Origin of the sequence: Pseudomonas sp. LPB4.O (genome assembly GCF_038383825.1) — a bacterium.
Classification (GTDB): Bacteria; Pseudomonadota; Gammaproteobacteria; order Pseudomonadales; family Pseudomonadaceae; genus Aquipseudomonas; species Aquipseudomonas putida.
Window position 1 is genome coordinate 4,922,942 of record NZ_CP151298.1, and the last position, 17,421, is coordinate 4,940,362.

The 17,421-nt window shown below is 61.1% G+C and carries 13 protein-coding genes; 9 read left to right on the forward strand and 4 right to left on the reverse strand.

From position 1 onward, the window contains the following. Positions 1-36 precede the first annotated feature (36 nt). Both MRBLPB4O_RS22275 and bfr read left to right on the forward strand, forming a co-directional pair. Positions 37-255 (forward strand): bacterioferritin-associated ferredoxin, encoded by a 219-nt coding sequence (locus tag MRBLPB4O_RS22275; RefSeq protein WP_016488781.1) that lies wholly within the window; start codon positions 37-39, stop codon positions 253-255. A gap of 201 nt (positions 256-456) precedes the next feature. Continuing rightward, entirely contained in the window at positions 457-930 is a 474-nt protein-coding gene (gene bfr / locus MRBLPB4O_RS22280; protein WP_016498212.1) for a bacterioferritin, read from the forward strand. A gap of 57 nt (positions 931-987) precedes the next feature. On the opposite strand, the gene grxD is transcribed toward bfr, so the two are convergent. Further along, the gene (gene grxD, locus MRBLPB4O_RS22285; RefSeq protein ID WP_016498211.1) at positions 988-1,323 is read right to left on the reverse strand and encodes a Grx4 family monothiol glutaredoxin; all 336 of its coding nucleotides are present in this window, start codon (positions 1,321-1,323) and stop codon (positions 988-990) included. Positions 1,324-1,414: 91 nt separating this feature from the next. After that, positions 1,415-3,523: a molybdopterin-dependent oxidoreductase gene (locus MRBLPB4O_RS22290; protein WP_341796624.1), complete on the reverse strand. Its 2,109-nt coding sequence runs from the start codon at positions 3,521-3,523 to the stop codon at positions 1,415-1,417. A 374-nt stretch (positions 3,524-3,897) separates the two neighbouring features. On the opposite strand from MRBLPB4O_RS22290, the gene argF reads away from it, so the two are divergent. Both argF and MRBLPB4O_RS22300 read left to right on the forward strand, forming a co-directional pair. Beyond that, entirely contained in the window at positions 3,898-4,818 is a 921-nt protein-coding gene (argF, locus tag MRBLPB4O_RS22295; protein WP_016498209.1) for an ornithine carbamoyltransferase, read from the forward strand. Continuing rightward, positions 4,815-5,924 (forward strand): ABC transporter ATP-binding protein, encoded by a 1,110-nt coding sequence (locus MRBLPB4O_RS22300; protein WP_016498208.1) that lies wholly within the window; start codon positions 4,815-4,817, stop codon positions 5,922-5,924. The genes argF and MRBLPB4O_RS22300 overlap by 4 nt, the downstream gene beginning before the upstream one ends. 48 nt (positions 5,925-5,972) lie before the next feature. Here the strand turns inward: MRBLPB4O_RS22300 and ybaK are convergent, their stop codons facing one another. Beyond that, the gene (gene ybaK / locus MRBLPB4O_RS22305) at positions 5,973-6,443 is read right to left on the reverse strand and encodes a Cys-tRNA(Pro) deacylase (protein ID WP_012273891.1); all 471 of its coding nucleotides are present in this window, start codon (positions 6,441-6,443) and stop codon (positions 5,973-5,975) included. A 303-nt stretch (positions 6,444-6,746) separates the two neighbouring features. Between ybaK and MRBLPB4O_RS22310 the strand changes: the two genes are divergently transcribed. From MRBLPB4O_RS22310 to glpD, 4 genes are all read left to right on the forward strand, one after another. Then, the gene (locus tag MRBLPB4O_RS22310; RefSeq protein ID WP_016498207.1) at positions 6,747-7,598 is read left to right on the forward strand and encodes an MIP/aquaporin family protein; all 852 of its coding nucleotides are present in this window, start codon (positions 6,747-6,749) and stop codon (positions 7,596-7,598) included. A gap of 51 nt (positions 7,599-7,649) precedes the next feature. Further along, positions 7,650-9,149, forward strand: coding sequence for a glycerol kinase GlpK (gene glpK / locus MRBLPB4O_RS22315; protein WP_341796625.1), 1,500 nt, complete (start codon positions 7,650-7,652; stop codon positions 9,147-9,149). Positions 9,150-9,250: 101 nt separating this feature from the next. Continuing rightward, positions 9,251-10,006 carry a DNA-binding transcriptional repressor GlpR gene (glpR, locus tag MRBLPB4O_RS22320; RefSeq protein WP_016498205.1) on the forward strand — a complete coding sequence of 252 codons (756 nt, stop codon included), beginning with the start codon at positions 9,251-9,253 and terminating at the stop codon, positions 10,004-10,006. A 199-nt stretch (positions 10,007-10,205) separates the two neighbouring features. Continuing rightward, positions 10,206-11,744 carry a glycerol-3-phosphate dehydrogenase gene (gene glpD, locus MRBLPB4O_RS22325; protein ID WP_341796626.1) on the forward strand — a complete coding sequence of 513 codons (1,539 nt, stop codon included), beginning with the start codon at positions 10,206-10,208 and terminating at the stop codon, positions 11,742-11,744. Positions 11,745-11,771: 27 nt separating this feature from the next. Here glpD and MRBLPB4O_RS22330 read toward each other — a convergent pair whose 3' ends face one another. Beyond that, positions 11,772-16,094: an NEL-type E3 ubiquitin ligase domain-containing protein gene (locus MRBLPB4O_RS22330; RefSeq protein ID WP_341796627.1), complete on the reverse strand. Its 4,323-nt coding sequence runs from the start codon at positions 16,092-16,094 to the stop codon at positions 11,772-11,774. 335 nt (positions 16,095-16,429) lie between these two features. Here MRBLPB4O_RS22330 and MRBLPB4O_RS22335 point away from each other — a divergent pair, with 335 nt between their 5' ends. Continuing rightward, positions 16,430-17,347, forward strand: coding sequence for a glutamate/aspartate ABC transporter substrate-binding protein (locus tag MRBLPB4O_RS22335; protein WP_049276558.1), 918 nt, complete (start codon positions 16,430-16,432; stop codon positions 17,345-17,347). Positions 17,348-17,421 lie beyond the last annotated feature (74 nt).

Sequence of the window (17,421 nt, forward strand, 5' to 3'; positions counted from 1 at the left end):
CCAATCCATCGACTCAACCCGCGATGGTCAGCCCTTATGTATGTGTGTCTTTGTGTCGGCGTCACCGACGGACAGATCCGCGATGCGATCTATGAAGGATGCTGCAGTTACAAGGAAGTGCGAGCCGCGACCAATGTCGCAAGCCAGTGTGGCAAATGCGCCTGCCTGGCCAAGGAAGTGGTCCGTGAGACCCTGACCGAGCTTCAGGTCAGCCAGGCCGCCCTGCCCTATCCCGTGGAATTTACCGCGGCCTGAAACCCCAGAATTCAATGAACCGGACCCTGTGTCCGGTTTTTTTATGCCTTGAATTCAATAAGTTAGCGCTCCAACGCGGTTCACAAACATTCTTATTCCTATTAATTTTCACTTATTATTCAACAACTTAGGTTTGACACTACTAAGTATCGGGCTCAAACTTCACTGTATTGGCACACTTCTACAGGGCAGGAACCCGTAATGAAAGGCGACGTAAGCGTCATCCAGCATCTCAACAAGATCCTCGGAAACGAGCTGGTCGCGATCAACCAGTACTTCCTGCACGCACGCATGTACGAAGATTGGGGCCTGAACAAGCTCGGCAAGCACGAGTACAAGGAATCCATCGACGAGATGAAGCACGCTGACAAACTGATCAAGCGTATTCTCTTCCTCGAAGGCATCCCTAACGTTCAGGACTTGGGCAAGCTGCTAATCGGCGAGCACACCAAGGAAATGCTCGAGTGCGACCTGAAGCTTGAAAAGAAAGGCCTGGCCGACCTGAAGGCAGCCATCGCCCATTGCGAAACCGCTGGCGACTTCGGCTCGCGTGACATGCTTGAAGAGATCCTCGAATCCGAGGAAGAGCACATCGACTGGCTGGAAACCCAACTGGGGCTGATCGACAAGATCACTATCGAAAACTACCTGCAGTCGCAGATGGGCGAAGAATAATTATTCGCCGCATAAAAAAACCCGCTATCAGCGGGTTTTTTTATGCTTGCCGGAAGCTCAGGCTTCGGAAGCCTTGGCTTTGGCAGCAGCGTCCTTGATCAGGGTTTGCAACTCACCCTTCTCGAACATTTCCAGCATGATGTCGCTACCGCCAACCAGCTCACCGGCTACCCACAGCTGCGGGAAGGTCGGCCAGTTGGCATATTTTGGCAGGTTGGCACGGATTTCCGGGTTCTGCAGGATGTCGACGTAGGCGAACTTCTCGCCACAACCCATCACTGCTTGCGATGCCTTGGCCGAGAACCCGCATTGCGGGGCATTCGGCGAGCCTTTCATGTAAAGCAGAATGGTGTTGTTGGCAATCTGCTCTTTGATCGTTTCGATGATATCCATGTAGCACCTCGGCTTAACTTTGCGACGCTGTTGTCGGCACGGTGGCGCATTGTAACGGAAAGCCGAGCAGCGTGCTCGGCCTTGCTGTTCCTTACGCGGCCTCCACCTGCACGGGTACGCCATTGAGCGCAGCGTTGCCGGAAACCTGGTCACGCAAGCGCTCGTCGGTCAGGTCATTGGCGCTCACCCCGGGCTGCGCCTGGGCGATCTGCATGTGCACGCCCTGACGACCGTGACCGAAGCCATGGGGCAGGCTGACCACACCGGGCATCATGTCCTCGCAGGCTTGCACCTCGACTTCGAGATCACCCGTGCGGGAGCGGATACGCACCCGCTGGCCGTCCTGCAACTGTCGCTGTTGCAGGTCTTGCGGGTGCATCAACAGATGATGGCGAGGCTTGCCTTTCACCAGGCGGTGGAAATTGTGCATCCATGAGTTGTTGCTGCGCACATGGCGGCGGCCGATCAGCAGCAGCTCACCCGGTACGGGCGGTGCCAGTTGCGTCAGGCGGTGAAGGTCGTCCAGCAATACCTGGTGTGCCGCTTCGACAGCCTTGCTGGTAGTCGCCAGGCGCGCAGCGAGGTTGCTGCGTAATGGCCCGAGGTCAAGCCCGTGTGGGTGCTCATCCAGCGTTGCCAGTGACAGCCGCCAAGGCGTTGCTTCACCATAGCGCCCCTTGCGCAAGGCCAGATCGATCATCTGCGCAGGTGCCCAGGTCGGTTTCAACTCAAGCTCGGCACGCCTGGCAAACGCCTGGGCCAGGCCGACGAAAATTTCCCAGTCGTGCAGCGCGCCGTCAGGCTTGGCCAGGATCGCCCGGTTGAAGCGGGTGACGTTGCGCACGGCCAGCAAGTTGAAGGTGCTGTCGTAGTGGTCGTTTTCCAGCGAGGAGGTGGAAGGCAGGATCAGGTCGGCATGCCGAGTGGTTTCGTTGATGTAGAGGTCGATGCTGAGCATGAATTCCAGGCCTTCCAGGGCCGCATCCAGCTGGCGACCGTTAGGCGTGGACAGCACCGGGTTGCCGGCCACTGTCACCAAGGCGCGTACTTGCCCTTCGCCAGGTGTCAGCATCTCTTCAGCCAGGGCCGCTACTGGCAGCTCGCCACCGTACTCGGGCAAACCCGACACCCGGCTCTGCCAGGCGTTGAAATGGCCGCCCGAGGTTGTGGCCACCAAGTCGACGGCGGGCTCGGTACACAAAGCGCCGCCTTCACGGTCGAGGTTGCCGGTCACCAGGTTGATCAGTTGCACCAGCCAGTGGCAGAGGGTGCCGAAGGTTTGGGTGGAAACGCCCATGCGGCCATAGCACACGGCCTTTTCTGCCGCAGCGAAGTCCCGTGCCAGCTGGCGGATCTGCGTAGCGGCAATGCCGCAATGCGGGCTCATGGCTTCGGCGCTGAGGGGGGCAAGGGCCTCACGCACCTGCTGCAGGCCGTTGATGGGTAAGTGCGAACCTTGCGCCAGGCCCTCCTCGAACAGGGTGTTGAGCACGCCGCACAACAAGGCTGCATCCCCACCCGGACGGATAAACAGGTGGGTATCGGCCATGGCCGCCGTTTCGCTGCGCCGAGGGTCCACCACCACCAGGCGCCCGCCCCGGCCAAGCAGGGCCTTGAGGCGCTTTTCCACATCGGGCACGGTCATGATGCTGCCGTTGGAGGCCAGCGGGTTGCCGCCAAGAATCAGCATGAAGTCGGCGTGGTCGATATCCGGAATCGGCAGCAGCAGGCCATGGCCATACATCAGGTGGCTGACCAGGTGTTGTGGCAGCTGGTCCACCGAGGTGGCCGAGAAACGGTTGCGTGTCTTGAGCAAGCCGAGGAAGTAGTTGCTGTGGGTCATCAAACCGTAATTGTGCACGCTTGGGTTGCCCTGGTAGACCGCCACCGCATTGCGCCCGTGGGCCTGCTGGACCGCCCACAACTTATCCGTGGCCAGAGCAAAGGCCTCGTCCCAGCCGATGGCCTGCCAACGCTCCCCTACCCGCTTGTGGGGCTGGCGCAGGCGGTCAGGGTCGTTCTGGATGTCCTGCAAGGCCACGGCCTTGGGGCAGACGTGGCCACGGCTGAACGGGTCCTGGGGGTCGCCCTTGATCGAGCTGATTAGCGCCCGCCCGTCGTCTTCATGGCTGACTTCGATGTTCAGCCCGCAGATTGCTTCGCACAGGTGACAGGCACGGTGATGCAGGGTCTTGGTCATGGCCGCCTCTGCCTTGTTGTTGTCGAACACTGACTATGCGCCCGCCCCCTGCCCCCGGCCAGCGCCCTTCGCCTCGTGAATCCACCGACATCAGGCACACGATTTGCGACAGCCATTTGCCAAATTGCCAGCAAGCCCTGTACAACCTCGTGTAGCAAATAAAAAACAGCACAGGCCGACGGGTGAAGACACCCTTTGCAACACCCTTTGCAATCAGGCCGCTGTTCCCCCTTGGCTTCAGGCGACATTTACTTATAGTATTGCGCCTTTCCCTATTTTCGTCCGCCCCGTGCGGCTTACGCCGCAGGTCAATCCCGTTGTCAAAAAAAACCATACGGTCGACCTGCATACCGTTGCAGATAAGGTAGTCAATCATGAGCGCTAGGCACTTTCTCTCCCTGCTGGACTTCACCACCGACGAATTGCTCGGGGTGATCCGCCGCGGCATCGAGCTGAAGGACCTGCGCAAACGAGGCGTGCTGTTCGAGCCTCTGAAGAACCGCGTGCTGGGCATGATCTTCGAGAAATCCTCGACCCGTACCCGCGTGTCGTTCGAGGCTGGCATGATCCAGCTGGGCGGCCAGGCCATCTTCCTGTCGCCACGCGACACCCAGCTGGGCCGTGGCGAGCCGATCGGTGACAGCGCCATCGTGCTGTCGAGCATGGTCGATGTGGTAATGATTCGTACCCACGCCCACAGCACGCTGACCGAATTCGCCGCCAAATCGCGCGTGCCGGTGATCAACGGCCTGTCCGACGAGTCGCACCCATGCCAACTGCTGGCCGACATGCAGACCTTCCTCGAGCACCGCGGCTCGATACAGGGCAAGACCGTGACCTGGATCGGCGACGGTTTCAACATGTGCAACTCCTATATCGAGGCCGCCAGGCAGTTCGATTTCCAGCTGCGCATCGCCTGCCCCGAAGGCTACGAGCCGGATCAGCGCTTCATGGCGCTGGGCGGTGACCGCGTGCAGATCATCCGCGATGCCAAGGAAGCCGTGCGTGATGCCCACCTGGTGGTCACCGATGTCTGGACTTCCATGGGTCAGGAGGAGGAAACTGCACGGCGCCTGGCGCATTTCGCGCCTTACCAGGTCACCCGCGAACTGCTCGACCTGGCGGCACCCGATGTCCTCTTCATGCACTGCCTGCCCGCCCACCGTGGCGAGGAAATCAGCCAGGACCTGCTCGACGACCCACGTTCGGTCGCCTGGGACGAGGCTGAAAACCGCCTGCATGCACAGAAGGCGCTTCTCGAATTCCTTGTAGAACCGGCTTACCACCACGCATGAGTCAACCCCTACTGCTCAACCTGCGCAACCTCGCCTGCGGCTACGGCGACCAGCGCATCGTCCAGAACCTCAATCTGCACCTGAACGCAGGCGACATCGGTTGCCTGCTGGGTTCATCCGGTTGCGGGAAAACCACCACGCTGCGCGCCATTGCCGGTTTCGAACCGGTACACGAAGGCGAGATCCAGCTGGCCGGCGAGGTCATCTCCCGCGCCGGCTTCACCCTGGCCCCGGAAAAGCGCCGCATCGGCATGGTGTTCCAGGACTATGCGCTGTTCCCGCACCTGACCGTGGCGCAGAACATTGCCTTTGGCATCGCCAAGCACCCACGCCAGGCCGCCGTCATCGAAGAGATGCTCGAACTGGTCAAGCTTGGCGGTTTGGGCGGGCGTTACCCGCACGAATTGTCTGGCGGCCAGCAGCAACGGGTCGCCCTGGCCCGTGCGCTGGCGCCGGAGCCGCAGTTGCTGCTGCTCGACGAGCCATTCTCCAACCTTGACGTGGAGTTGCGCCGGCGCCTGAGCCATGAGGTTCGCGATATTCTCAAGAGCCGTGGCACCAGCGCCATCCTGGTTACCCATGACCAGGAAGAAGCCTTTGCCGTCAGCGATCAGGTCGGTGTGTTCAAGGAAGGCCGCCTGGAGCAGTGGGACACGCCCTACAACCTTTACCACGAACCACAGACGCCGTTCGTGGCCAGCTTCATTGGCCAGGGGTACTTCATCCGTGGGCAGATGAGCAGCCACGAGGCCGTCAATACCGAGCTGGGTGAACTGCGCGGCAACCGTGCCTACATCATGGCACCGGGCAGTTCGGTGGACGTGCTGCTGCGGCCCGACGATATCGTGTATGCACCGGGCAGCGCGCTACAGGCGAACATCGTTGGCAAGAGCTTCCTGGGGGCATCGACCCTGTACCGCCTGCAACTGCCGACTGGCAGCCAGCTGGAAGCGATCTTCCCTAGCCATAACGACCTTCAGGTCGGTGAAGATGTGGGGATTGCGGTGAAAGCCGATCACCTGGTGCTGTTCCCGGTGCCGGGTAGCGTTGCGGCGCAGTTGCCGCGGCAGGAGAATGGCGTGCGTCGGTACAGTTCCGCGACCTGATTGCTGATCCCTGGGGCCGCTTTGCGGCCCTTCGCGGGCTTGCCCGGCTCAGCCTCTGCCGATTCCGGCAAACTTGCCCTGGGTATGCTCGGCCAGCACCGCCGCCGCCAACTCCACTTCCAGCCCACGCCGTCCAGCGCTGACATGGATGGTTGCAAAATTCTGCGCTGATTCATCAATGAAGGTTCGCAAGCGCTTCTTCTGCCCCAAAGGGCTGATCCCCCCCACCAGATAACCCGTAGCCCGCTGCGCCGCCGCCGGGTCTGCCATTTCGCATTTCTTTACCCCGGCAGCATGGGCCAGGGCCTTGAGGTCCAGGGTGCCCACCACCGGCACCACCGCCACCAGCAACTCCCCTTTCTCGCTGCTCGCCAGCAAGGTCTTGAACACCTGCTGCGGGTCGAGCCCGAGCTTTTCCGCCGCCTCCAGACCGTAGGACGCCGACTTGGGGTCATGCTCATAACTGTGCACACGGTGCTCGGCGCGATGCTTCTTCAACAGGTCTAAGGCGGGGGTCATGCAAGGGCTCCGGTCTGGGACGGCTCGGCGGCTACTTTAGGACAATTCCCACAGCGCAGCCAGCACACCGCAATGGCGCACCTCTAGTACGCGGATTCGCAGCCAATTTTAGCGACCATTTCGTGACTGGTCGTTCACTTTCGACCTTTGACATCAGCGTTTCTTGTCTATATTTTTTCGCTTCTGAACAAATGACGCACTTTTAAGGTGCGTTTCCTGTATTTGCCCGGGGTCAATGGGGATCGACACCGGGCTTTGCTGTCGAGCGCCACGCGCCTCACAACAAAAAAAACGAGGTCATACATGACGACTGCTCTACGCCAACCCACGCTGTCCAGCCAATGCCTGGCCGAGTTTCTCGGCACAGCCCTGCTCATTTTCTTCGGCACCGGCTGTGTTGCCGCGCTCAAGGTCGCCGGCGCCAGTTTCGGCCTGTGGGAAATCAGCATCATCTGGGGCGTCGGCGTGAGCATGGCGATCTACCTCACTGCCGGCATTTCCGGCGCGCACCTGAACCCGGCAGTGAGCATCGCCCTCACCCTGTTCGCCGGTTTCGACAAGCGCAAGCTGCCCTTCTACATGCTGGCCCAGGTATGCGGCGCGTTCTGCGGCGCGGCGCTGGTCTACACCCTGTACAGCAACCTGTTCTTCGATTTCGAACAGGCCCACGCCATGTTGCGCGGTAGCGAAGCCAGCCTGGAGCTGGCCTCGGTGTTCTCCACCTACCCACATCCCTCGCTGTCCACCGGCCAGGCGTTCCTGGTCGAAGTCGTCATCACGGCTATCCTGATGGCCGTGATCATGGCCCTGACCGACGACAACAACGGCCTGCCGCGCGGCGCCATGGCCCCGCTGCTGATCGGCCTGCTGATCGCGGTGATCGGCAGCGCCATGGGCCCGCTGACCGGCTTTGCCATGAACCCTGCTCGCGATTTCGGGCCAAAACTCATGACTTTCCTGGCCGGTTGGGGCGAAATCGCCTTCACTGGCGGACGGGACATACCGTATTTCCTGGTTCCGGTGTTTGCACCGATCCTTGGCGCTTGCCTGGGTGCCGCGACCTATCGCGGCCTGATTGCCCGCAACCTGCCAATGGCAGCTGCCGCGAACCCTGAGACAAATGACAATCGCCAGGGCGATACTCAAGCCAATTGATGCCGGCTACATGCCCAGCCCTGACCTCCTATTCTCGCAAGGCCTACGACCATGACAGACACCCAGGACAAGAACTACATCATCGCCCTGGACCAGGGCACCACCAGTTCGCGTGCCATCATTTTCGACCGCGACGCCAATGTGGTGGGCACCTCCCAGCGCGAGTTCGCCCAGCACTATCCGCAGGCGGGCTGGGTCGAGCACGACCCGATGGAAATCTTCGCCACGCAGAGCGCGACCATGGTCGAGGCCTTGGCACAGGCAGGCATCAGCCATGCCCAGGTAGCCGCAATCGGCATCACCAACCAACGCGAAACCACTGTGGTGTGGGACAAGGAAACCGGCCGCCCGGTTTACAATGCCATCGTCTGGCAGTGCCGCCGCAGCACCGAGATCTGCGCCCAGCTCAAGCGCGACGGCCATGAAGACTACATTCGCGACACCACCGGCCTGGTCACCGACCCGTACTTCTCCGGCACCAAGCTGAAGTGGATCCTCGACAACGTCGAGGGCGTCCGCGAACGCGCCGAACGTGGCGAACTGTTGTTCGGCACCATCGATACCTGGCTGATCTGGAAGTTCTCGGGCGGCAAGGTGCACGTCACCGACTACACCAATGCCTCGCGCACGCTGATGTTCAACATCCATAGCCTGGAGTGGGACGACAAGCTGCTGGAAATCCTCGGCATCCCGCGGCAGATGCTGCCCGAGGTTCGTTCTTCTTCAGAAGTGTACGGCCAGACAAAAAGCGGCATTGCCATTGCTGGCATCGCAGGTGACCAACAGTCGGCACTGTTCGGCCAGATGTGCGTAGAACCCGGCCAGGCCAAGAACACCTACGGCACCGGCTGCTTCCTGCTGATGAACACCGGCGAGCAGGCAGTAAAATCGTCCCATGGCCTGCTCACCACCATCGCCTGCGGCCCCCGTGGCGAGGTGGCCTATGCACTGGAAGGCGCGGTGTTCAACGGTGGCTCCACCGTTCAATGGCTGCGTGACGAGCTGAAGATCGTCAACGACGCCCTGGATACCGAATACTTCGCCAGCAAGGTCAAGGACAGCAACGGCGTCTATCTGGTGCCGGCATTCACCGGCCTGGGTGCCCCGTACTGGGACCCGTACGCCCGTGGCGCGCTGTTCGGCCTGACCCGTGGCGTGAAGGTGGACCACATCATCCGCGCCGCGCTGGAGTCGATCGCCTACCAGACCCGCGACGTGCTCGATGCCATGCAGCAGGACTGCGGCCAGCGCCTGTCCGAATTGCGTGTGGACGGTGGTGCAGTGGCCAACAACTTCCTCATGCAGTTCCAGGCCGACATCCTCGGCACGTGCGTGGAGCGCCCGCAAATGCGCGAAACCACAGCCCTGGGCGCCGCCTACCTGGCCGGCCTGGCTTGCGGCTTCTGGAGCGGCCTGGACGAACTGCGCGACAAGGCAATCATCGAGCGCGAGTTCAGCCCGCAGCTGGATGAAACGCAGAAAGAGAAGCTGTATGCCGGCTGGAAGAAAGCCGTCGAACGTACCCGTGACTGGGAAGAGCACGAGGCGTAAAACACATTGGGGCCGCCACGCGGCCCCAATCGTCCACTGGCCGTCATCCCCTTCCTACGGCATCATTGCAGAATTTGTCCGGCTGCCCCAAAGGACCGCCCATGAATCTGCCCCCCCGCCAACAACAAATCCTCGAACTGGTGCGCGAGCGCGGTTACGTCAGTATCGAAGAAATGGCGCAGCTGTTCGTCGTGACGCCGCAGACCATCCGTCGAGATATCAACCAGCTTGCCGAGCTCAACCTGCTTCGCCGCTACCACGGTGGCGCGGCCTATGACTCGAGTATCGAGAATACGGCCTACGCCATGCGTGCCGACCAGATGCGCGATGAAAAGCAGCGTATCGCTGACGCCGTGGCCCGGCAGATTCCCGACCATGCCTCGGTGTTCATCAACATCGGCACCACTACCGAATCCATCGCCCGCGCACTGCTCAACCACAACCACCTGAAGGTCATCACCAACAACTTGCACGTGGCGGCGATCCTGGCTGCCAAGGACGATTTCGAAGTGCTGGTGGCCGGTGGCACGGTGCGCCGGGATGGTGGAGTGGTGGGCCAGGCCAGTGTCGACTTCATCAACCAGTTCAAGGTCGATTTCGCCCTGGTGGGTATCAGCGGCATCGACGAGGACGGCAGCCTGCTCGACTTCGACTACCAGGAAGTAAGGGTATCCCAGGCGATCATCGCCAATGCCCGGCAGGTGATCCTTGCCGCCGACTCCAGCAAGTTCGGGCGCAACGCCATGGTGCGCCTGGGCTCGATCAGCCTGGTCGACTGCCTGGTGACCGATCAGGCGCCTACCCCCACCCTCACTCAGTTGCTGAACCAGTACAAGATCCGCCTCGACGTGGTTTAGAGGGTGGCGGGTGCTTGCCGCAACCTGTGTGGCATGCAGACCGCCCAGCCGAAATTTTCGAAAATGTTCACTTTATTGTCATCTGATCAGTTTTTTCTATAAAGACTGGCTGGCTACGGGCGTTCTGTTGCGCTAGTATTTTCGCAAACGAACATTAATGTTCACTTTCGATGTGAACAGCTCCCAGGAGGCCTTGCCCGTGTCCCAGCCCGTTTCGTCACAGCCACCACTTGCCGACTGCTATGACCTCGCCGTGATCGGCGGTGGCATCAATGGCGTGGGCATCGCTGCCGACGCCGCCGGGCGGGGTCTGAAAGTATTCCTTTGCGAAAAGGACGACCTGGCCCAGCACACGTCATCAGCCAGCAGCAAGCTGATTCACGGTGGCCTGCGCTACCTTGAACACTACGAATTCCGTCTGGTACGCGAAGCCTTGGCCGAACGCGAAGTGCTGCTAGCCAAGGCGCCGCATATCGTCAAACCGATGCGTTTCGTGCTGCCGCACCGCCCACACCTGCGCCCGGCGTGGATGATCCGCGCCGGCCTGTTCCTGTACGACCATCTGGGCAAACGCAAGCGCCTGGGTGCCTCGCGCAGCCTGCGCTTTGGCCCGGGTTACCCGCTAAAGCCAGCGATCACGCGCGGTTTCGAATACGCCGACTGCGCGGTAGACGACGCGCGGCTGGTGGTGCTCAATGCCATGGCCGCCCGTGAGCAGGGCGCGCACATCCACACCCGCACCCGCTGCCTGCGCGCAGAGCGCGTGGACGGCCTGTGGCAGGTCGAGTTGCAGCATGCCGATGGCAGCCTGCAGAGCATTCGCGCCCGCGCACTGGTCAACGCCGCTGGCCCGTGGGTCGCCAGCTTCATCAAGGACGACCTCAAGCTGGATGCGCCGTACGGCATCCGCCTGATCCAGGGCAGCCACCTCATCGTGCCGCGCCTGTACGAAGGGGAACATGCCTTCATCCTGCAGAACGAAGACCAGCGCATCGTCTTCTGCATCCCTTACCTGGACCGCTTCACCCTGATAGGCACCACTGACCGCGAGTACAGCGGCGACCCTGCCAAGGTAGCGATCACTGAGCAGGAAACCGACTACCTGCTGAAGGTCGTCAACGAGCACTTCAACCATCAACTGAGCCAAGCCGACATCCTGCATACCTACTCCGGGGTGCGGCCGTTGTGCAACGATGAGTCGGACAACCCTTCGGCAGTGACCCGCGACTACACCCTCGCCCTCTCCGCACAAACAGGCCAGGCGCCGCTCCTGTCAGTGTTCGGCGGCAAGCTCACCACCTACCGCAAGCTGGCCGAATCGGCCATGGCTGAACTGAAGCCCTTCTTTACCCAGATGCGCGGCAGCTGGACTGCCGACGCGCCATTGCCAGGCGCCGAGGGGATGACCACGGTGCCGGCGCTGATCGATGCCGTACTGGCACGTTGTGGCTGGCTGCCTGCCGACATCGCCAAACGCTGGGTGCTCACCTACGGCAGCCGGGTGTGGCGGCTGCTCGATGGCATTGATGGGCCCGAGGGGTTGGGACAGGCTATCGGGGCCGGGCTGTTCACCCGCGAGGTAGATTACCTGCTGAAGGAAGAATGGGCCGTGCAAGCCGCTGATATCCTCTGGCGTCGTACCAAGCTGGGCCTGTCGCTGACCGCGCAGGAGCAGATGGCTCTGGAGGCGTACTTGCAGCAAGCCCGCAAGCTGCGCGCCAATAGCCGCGCAGCCTGACAGTGACCATGAAGCCCTCTTGATGGGTCAAGAGGGCTTACCCGGCCAGCGCTCATGGGCTTCGCGCGCCAACCGCAACAGCAATGCCCGCTCGCTGCGATCGTAATCAGTCCTCAGTGCTTCACAGCGCTGAAGGAATTCGCTTTCGTTGATCACTTGTTCATCCACCTGAGCCTGCAAGGCCTCCATGCGCTCGTGCAGTGGTTGCACCAAGTCTTCAAAGCGCTGCGCATAAAACTCCCGCGCGTATCGCCCCCAGAAAGGCCGCTGCGCCAACGCTGCAATCAAGGCATCGGTCGTTTCATTCTGCAACACCGTGTCCTGCGCTCGCAGCAGGTCACTGGTGCTGATGTTTGCAAAACCGGGAAAATGCATTTCGTCGATCTCGATGGGCAGGCCCAGCGGGTGGGCCAGCCGCTGCCGATAGAAAAGCCTGGTCTCGATCTCATCGATGAGTGGGGCGTGCTCGGCACGCATGCGCTGCACGTGCAGCGTCGCCAGGCGGTCGACCTCGTCCAGTCGAAACAACCCGCGCCCAAGGTTCAGCAAACGGGCTTCGATCTGGTTGCCATGGCTATCTTCGACGGCACGCACTACCAGAACGCCAAGCTCCATCTGCTCCAGCAAAATCAGTAACCGGTCTATACAGCTGCGTGGGCCAGAGGCCTCGAGAAACAACTGTTGGCGCAACCGTTCGTGCTGTTCGCATGCTTCCAGAATCCGCCAGATCCGGCTGCGATAATGCCCAGGGTGCTGTTCGAAGTCCTCGGTAATGGCGAAGTCCGCCAAAAACTGGAACAACCCTCCCGACTCCGGTTCCCCACGCAGCGCTGTCCATATTGCTTGCTGGCGATCACGTTCACTGTCGCCTGCACGGTTGGCCCAGTTGTCGAAGAGATCGCTGTCGATTGCACGGTGGCGCGCGGACGCTGACCCCCAACTTCCCGGCGTCACACCGCGCGCCTCATCCAGCAGCAATCTGTCAGCTTCGCTCAGTGGATTGTCATGCAAGGACAAATGGTTCACCTGCAAGCGCAACTGGTGCAACTCCTGGCGCAGTGCGCGGATGTTGTTGTTACGCAAGTCCACGTGGGCACGAAACGAAATCCGCTCAGGCAACGCTTCCAGGCTCGCAGCGCGCAGGTTGACTTCACGCAGATTGCCGAGGCGAGTGAGGACCGGCGCCCTTCCCAGCGGGTTGTGGCTCAGGTCCAGGTGCCGCAGGGCGGCACTCCCGGCCAGACGCAATTCACCGGCCTCGTCCATCACCAGCCTGTTGCGGCTCAGGTTCAAATGGCGCAGATGGGACAACCGTTCAATGCCCTGAGGAACAGCAGTCAAGCGATTGCCGGACAGGTCGAGCTCAACCAGATTGGGAAAGCGCCGAAGAAAATCCTGATTGATTTCACCAAGGCCCAGGTCGCTGAGGATCAGCCGTCGCACATGAACAAAGCTCACCCCCTCCGGTAAATGGGGCAGGCTACCGATACGCTCCCCGGTGATGATCAGCGCGTGGTCCCCGGCCTCGTCGGTTATCTTGCGCCGCCAACTGCGCCTTATGGCAGTAGCGACCCGGCGGCGGCGTAGAGCCTCCAGCGGGTTACTGGCGTCCCTACGCCACTGACGCAGGCCTTCACGCAGGCGCGTGAGCTGATCCATGAGCTGGCCATAGTGCTCCCACAACCCGACCCGCCGTTCCATGAGGTCGAGCAGGTAGGCTTGCAGTTCCCCGTCAGTCATTGTCGGAAACACTTGGTGAATACCCCGGCCAATGGCACGTCGGCTGCTTTCACCTCGCCCACTCAAGACATAACCGATACGCCCATCCCCCAAACGGCCCGGGGGGCGCAGGCCCACGCCCAGCCGGGGCATGCCACAGAGCTCGGCCGCCTGGGTACGGTCGCTGGCAGCGGCCTCGATCAGCAACGTGCCCAAGGCGTCAGGACTGGCAGCTGCGTCGCCAAGATCGGCTGTCTGCGTCTCATCCAGAGCAGCCAACAACGCCGCAAGATATGAACCGGTCGTGTTTTGGCCGGCATAGTGGTAGCCGTCGCTGCGGCGTACGATACACCGTACGTCCTGCGCAGCCTCGGCGCCCATGCCGGCCAAGTACCGCCCACCCGGGCTACCGTCGCGCACTTCGATGCGTAAGTCGTCCGGCCAATTCACTTGACGCTTCAGTAAGCCCAAGGCCAGGCGTTCAGTGTCGGGATTGACGCAACGCGGCAGACGCAAGCCAGCGCATGCCCTGTCCAGACGGCTCTCGCGCAGTGACCACCGTGCACGCTCGGCCACCGCCAAAGGAATCCGCTGCATGGCGCTGAGAGTATCGAGCTGCGCCCCGCTGCAGTGCTGCAGCAGCTCATGCGTACAGCGTGCCGACAGGCCTGGGAAAGTACGCTGCAACAGCCGCTCGATGCCGTTGGGCCGTACTTGCCGGGCAGCAACGTGTTGCGCCAGTTGTGGTGCGCTGAAGTCCGGGTGGCGCTCATGTGCCTGATAAAGCTCCAGGGCATCGAGCAACCGTGCAGGTGCGCCCGTGTGTTCGACATGCAAACGGCGAACCTGTGCTTCACTCAGCCCAGTCACCTGCAGCAGGTAATCACAAGCCTGCGCCGGTAGCTCTGCCAGCGGTGTACTCAAGCGGCGGACCAGATTGGCCCGCCCTTCCCAGCTCTGGGGAGCTTCGAGTTCATGACGCCAGCCGCCGGCTCCGTTCTGTTCGATCACCGGCCGGTAGGCACTGGGACGGCGAGGGTGCAGGATCCTGGAGCGGCCATCGTGCGGATCCTCCATCACCCTGTAACCCCCCTCATCAAGGTGCCAGAGCCATTCCTGCGCGCCGACGCCACGCAACGGTTGGGCATCGTAACCTGACAGATCCGTGGCCATGAGCTTGACCTTGCCAGCAGCGTGGCGCACCGGCGCCAAGTCATCCACGAAGGCCACACGCTCCAGGGCGCGCAGGGCAATGTGGCTGCCGGCGGCGATCATCCCGCCTACCACAACGTTTTCGGCAACGTTGAACAGGTGGTTCAACGCCCCTTCGCGATCCCCGATGCGCCAATCCTGGTACCCTTCATACACTTCATCAGCCAGCTGTACCGCATTGGCCACCAGCAACACTTCACCCAGCACTGGCACGAAGAACCCCGCCACGTTCAGCAAGTCCATACCCAGTTCTTTGTAGCCCCGCATGCGCGCTTCGCGGTCTTCATCATCCTCGACATCGGTGGGCACGGCGAGCACTTTGGCGTCGTCCCTGACCTTGGCGATGAATTGCCGGCGCAGGTGTGCGAACGGCGCATCAGTGATCGTTGCAGAACGAGCGTCAAGTTCAACCCCGGCCGCATGCGCCTGTGCGACCCGTTCGTTCAATACGCGATAGAAATTGACCCGCTCTCGCTCGGTAATGAAGCGTGCGAAAAAGCGCCGATATGCCGGCTTGCGAAAACGTTTTCCGAGGTAGGTGTCGAGTGCGTCCCAGCTGACGTGTTGGGAGACAGGCTCAAGTGGGTCACCGGGTATCCAAAGCACCACCGACTCTACTGCGCCATCCGCCGAAGGGCGCATTTCCAGCGTCAGTACACCTTGAATGGGGCGGCCCAGCAGATACAACTGTCGGGGTACAACAGTGCCAACCAGCACAGGCACCACCGGTTTTTCGGCGATAAGCGGCAACAGCAACCAATACGTGCGCTCGTCAATTTCGCCTTTGAACGCAGCAACCCGCATCGCCACCTCGAAATTGGCCCTGAAACTCCCCTCGAACTGCCCGTGCAAGCGAGCGATGGCCTGGCCCGGCTCATCCTGGGGGCCATCCTCAGGCTGCAGGTGCTGGGTGAGCAACGCCTGATACTTGCCACCGGCATCTATTTCACGACACGCCGAGGCAAACGCATGGAAGCTCATTGGCAGGCGTTTGCCCTCGCCATCGACCAGTTCACCCTTGAGCATGTGCCCGGGGCGCGTCTCCTTGCGATGATAGTTATGCAGCGCCGCCGCCAGCAAAGATCGCCCGGAGCGACGAACATAGGTTGGCCGCAGCAGAACAGGCGAAGCGCTGGGCAGCAATAACCGCTGCGAGATCCGCACCTTGCAACCAGTCACATCCGGGTTGCTGATGCCGCTCTTGCGCAGTTTGGTTGTGAGCAATTCAGCTGCGTAGTCCTGCAGTGAAGGGATGGCCTGAAGGATCGGGCCGAGCCGAGCCTCGCAGTTCGCCTGTCGGCGCAAAGCATTACGTAACGCATCGAGCCTTTCCGGTTGCGCATGATCGACGAGCCATCGGGGCAGGTTTTGGGCAATCAGGCTATCGATGGAATCGTGCGGGGGCTGGGGCGGTGACATCTGCGGAGCTCTCCAGGCAAAGTGGACAGCTCACCACGCCTGAGCCCGAACCGGGCAATGCATAGTTACAGCAAGCACTTTCATGGAAGGTGTCGCAGCGCCATACGTTCGGATAACCGAACGGGAAAAATGAATTCATTCGGTCAAACGAACTCTGCAGGGAGCTCTAGTCTGTCAAGCGCGAGCAATACAGGTGGTTTAGGGTCGACGCATGGCTTGGCACGAGTCATGCTCTACACTTGGAAGCCGAATGCACTCGCTTCTTGCTGTATTCGTTGAACGAAAGAGTCCGCCAACGGCTCCATAAAAAAAACAAACACGTCGAGGAAAATTTGATGCGTATCGTTCGTCAATTGCTGGGCGCCGCCATCGCGGCCGCTGTGATCGCTTCGCCGGCCATGGCCGAAGAACTGACTGGCACCCTGAAGAAGATCAAGGAATCGGGCACCATCACCCTGGGCCACCGCGACTCCTCCATCCCGTTTTCCTACCTGGCCGGCAAACCCGAGCCCGTGGGCTACTCGCATGACATCCAGCTGGCTGTCGTCGACGCCCTGAAGAAGCAACTGGGTACGGACATCAAGGTCCGTTACAACCTGGTCACCTCCCAGACCCGCATCCCGCTGGTGCAGAACGGCACCGTCGACCTTGAGTGCGGTTCCACCACCAACAACGTCGAGCGCCAGCAGCAAGTCGGTTTCTCGGTCGGCATCTTCGAAGTCGGTACCCGCCTGTTGACCAAGGTCAAGGACGGTGCGCCTGCATACAAAGACTTCCCGGACCTGGCCGGCAAGAACGTGGTGACCACCGCCGGTACCACCTCCGAGCGCATCCTCAAGGCGATGAACGCCGACAAGCAGATGAAGATGAACGTGATTTCCGCCAAGGACCACGGTGAAGCCTTCAACATGCTCGAAAGCGGCCGCGCCGTGGCCTTCATGATGGACGACGCGCTGCTGGCCGGTGAAATGGCCAAGGCGCGCAAGCCATCCGACTGGGTCATCACCGGTACCCCGCAATCGTACGAAATCTACGGCTGCATGGTGCGCAAGGAAGATGCTGCGTTCAAGAAAGCGGTCGATGACGCCATCGTGGGCTACTTCAAGTCGGGCGAGGTCAACAAGAGCTACGACAAGTGGTTCAATCAGCCGATCCCGCCAAAAGGCCTGAACCTGCAGTTCCCGATGAGCGACGAGCTGAAAAAGCTGATCGCCGAGCCGACCGACAAGGCTGCGGACGAGAAGAAGTCCTGATCCTCAGATAGTGGCCTGGTGCTCAACAGCACGAATCAATTCTGCAGGCCACTCATTAGTGTCTAACCTTTCAT